This window comes from Microvirga sp. P4_G7 (assembly GCF_056401005.1).
Genome location: NZ_JBFUKD010000719.1, coordinates 1 through 1,785, shown reverse-complemented (window position 1 = coordinate 1,785; position 1,785 = coordinate 1). Strand labels below are relative to the sequence as shown.

The 1,785-nt window shown below is 55.8% G+C and carries 1 protein-coding gene and 1 pseudogene; both read left to right on the top strand.

What is annotated here, in order from left to right; all coding sequences use genetic code 11:
• Nucleotides 1-808, top strand: a pseudogene (locus AC1DT3_RS19965) (hypothetical protein); the annotation flags it as partial.
• A gap of 666 nt (nt 809-1,474) precedes the next feature.
• A partial coding sequence (locus AC1DT3_RS19960; RefSeq protein ID WP_477466955.1) for a hypothetical protein occupies nt 1,475-1,785 on the top strand: 311 nt, incomplete at its 3' end.

Below are 1,785 nucleotides of genomic sequence, written 5' to 3'. Positions count from 1 at the left end.
CGATTGGCGCAAGACCTACTTGAAGAGCGGCGAATTCGTCGAAAGGACCTGGAACAAGGGCGCTGGGCCGGTCGATTGGACAAACAAAGTGTCTACCAACGAAAACGCACCCGATCCCTACCTTGTCACCATCAAGAACAAGGACAATACGAGTCGCACAGACTTCACGGACATCGACAACGACCCCGGTAACGACAGTGTCTCTCATTGGACATTGCACCGCAACGCCTTGGGACAATTGTCGAGCGGCACCACTACGTACGATAGCGGCAGTTATAAGGAAGAGACCTGGGCCCTTCAAGGCAATGGCACCTGGAGGCACGAATGGGCACTCTATGCCTCCAATGGAGGGGTCCTCGCGACGGGCGCCGACGACGCGAGTGGCGAGGATCCTGACTACACAGCTTCGTTACCTCTTGTCGGAACGAGCGAACCCGCCTCGGGGTGGTCACTGATGTCGGATGAAGTGTCGCGCTTCCTCGACATGCCGGATACGCCAGAGGCGGTCGACCTGAGACCGGACCATCGCATCGAGGCCGGCAAGGGAAACGACAAGCTCTCCGGCACCGCAGAAAGAGACGTATTCGTCTTCGGCGGCAAGTTTGGTGCGGATATCATCAAGGGCCTCCAGTCAGGCGACGTCATCGAGTTCAAGCAAACGATCTTCAAAGACCTGAAGGAGGTGTTGACCGCGAGCCATCAGGTTGGCGCCGACACCGTGATCGATGCCGGAGCCTCCGGYGTGATCACCCTGAAGCAAATCGCGATCGCGAATCTTGGCGCCGACGACTTCCGGTTCGTGGGGTGAGGAGTGGACCGTGGAGCATGGCCAACCCTTCCCGCGAATGTCGTCACCCGGAGGGTTGGTACCGTTTCAGGTTATGTCGTCTATAAGCGCCCAGGAACGCATTCAAACACTCGACGACGAAGGATGGGTTCGCGAGGGAAGACGAAGAGCTACTGGCGTCATTTAGCGATGAAATCAACGATCATGTGCTCTTTATTGGATGGTTCGACTACGCCAATGCATCGAGCTCGCTGCCCATCGAGGTTCAAGYTTTCCAAGCGTGGTATTTCGCGATGTACCTAGAGAAAGTTGAGCCTGCCACAGGGCTATTGACGACTCGTTCCGAATTTTTGGGGCTGATCTCGATGCAATTCCCCGAGCAGAAGCGAAGTTTCACCTTCGCAAAGTAATCGAGCACTTCCGGCAGGAGCCTGACGTGATGGTCATCCAATGACAGAGAGCTGCCCGTTGGACCGCGGGGTCATTTGCAAACGGTAAATCGCATTTGGGTATATGACGCCACCAGCCTCAACTTGCAAAAGCCATCTGCGGGTTTTCCGATTTTCGAGGTTTTGCGGACCTCTCTCCGTGTGTTGCAAGGTTGGGAGCCCGCCCGTTAAGGGGAAGCAACTCGCATCGATTTTTTTCACTTGGCGAGCCATTTGATCTCGAAGCTGGAGACCGAGAATGACGTCCCAATCATTGGCCTCTGGTCCATTAGTGACCCTTAAGCCCGACCTTGCAAGTCGACTAGTCAACTTTCATTCGACACTAGTAGGCGCTGGCGCTGAGATCATCTCGATCTCGGTTGGCGCATCCAGCTTCGAGTTCGCCTGGCTTCCCGCTGACGCCGATCGGGACCTCGAACCGTTTTTGTCCACGGTCATAGTTGGGCCGAACCGGCAGTCGGAGGAAGAGATCCCTGTGGAATTTGATGGGTTAGCGGTCAACGCTCTCATCGATTCAGCAGGGACCGGCACCGTAATAAGCCTTGATAC